Source organism: Bartonella sp. AA83SXKL (assembly GCF_042196965.1).
Lineage (GTDB): Bacteria > Pseudomonadota > Alphaproteobacteria > Rhizobiales > Rhizobiaceae > Bartonella.
Window position 1 is genome coordinate 1 of sequence record NZ_JBHIRG010000294.1, and the last position, 258, is coordinate 258.

Annotated in this window: 1 pseudogene; it reads left to right on the top strand. The window is 42.2% G+C overall.

The features are described from left to right. A pseudogene (locus ACFINO_RS11220) lies at window positions 1–258 on the top strand (succinate dehydrogenase/fumarate reductase flavoprotein subunit); the annotation flags it as partial.

Here is a 258-nt window from a genome sequence, read left to right on the forward strand (position 1 = left end):
TTCTGATTTGGTCGAAACATTAGAACTTGAGAATTTGATGGCCAATGCAATCACCACTGTTTATTCTGCAGAAGCGCGTTTAGAAAGTCGAGGCGCGCATGCACGTGAAGATTATCCAGAGCGTGATGACAAAAATTGGCGTAAACATACGCTTTCACATTTGTCAAAAGATGGTAAGGTGACTTTGTCCTATCGACCTGTCCATATTGATCCCTTAACATCTGAAGCAGATGGGGGTATCGACTTAAAACGTATTGC